Consider the following 782-nt stretch of genomic DNA (forward strand, 5'->3'; position numbering starts at 1 on the left):
ATTTCTGCTTTCCCAAGATGCCATCCTATTTCAGACGGGCGGCAGTCCAGCATGCGCTTGGGAGTGTATCTTCTTATCGGACGCGTCTGGAACAGTGGAAAGCAGAGGGGGAGAAAACGGGAAAGCCGTATCTGAAAAGTGAACAGTATGCCATGCCTGTTTTTTACCACGATGTCATGTACCGTGAAAACACAGAAGAGAAAGATGCGGCCTTTTTAAAACTGTACGATGGACACGACTGGAAATGGTTTGCTGTGCGGCTGAAACATACGGATATGGAATACTTAAGAAAACACTGGTCGGGCAAAAAAGCTTCGGCTCCAACGTTGGAGAAGAAGCACCACAAATATTTTCTGCGTTTTACATATGCGGAAGAGGTATCTTTAAACCAGACACCTGTCAAAGAGCAAACGATCTGCAGCGTGGATCTCGGCATCAATACGGATGCAGTCTGTACCATCATGCGTCCAGACGGAACTATCCTGGGAAGAAAGTTTATTAACTTTCCCAGTGACAAAGACCGGACGTACCGTGTGCTGGGACGGATTCGAAGATTTCAGCGGGAACATGGATCGCGTCAGGTGCAGGGAAAATGGGCATATGCAAAACGTCTGAATACAGAGCTTGGCAGAAAAATTGCAAGGGAAATCGTTCTGTATGCGTCAGAAAAGAAGGCAGATGTGATTGTTTTCGAATATCTGGAAATGAAAGGAAAACTTTCCGGGAAGAAAAAGCAGAAACTGCAGATGTGGAGAAAACGTGATATCCAGAAACGGTGCGGA

Annotated in this window: 1 pseudogene; it reads left to right on the plus strand. The window is 46.2% G+C overall.

Features of this window, described 5'->3' with window-relative positions:
* Window positions 1–782 (plus strand): annotated as a pseudogene (locus DXA93_RS18845) (IS200/IS605 family accessory protein TnpB-related protein); the annotation flags it as partial.

It is taken from the genome of Blautia sp. OF09-25XD (assembly GCF_003482095.1).
Classification (GTDB): domain Bacteria; phylum Bacillota; class Clostridia; order Lachnospirales; family Lachnospiraceae; genus Fusicatenibacter; species Fusicatenibacter saccharivorans.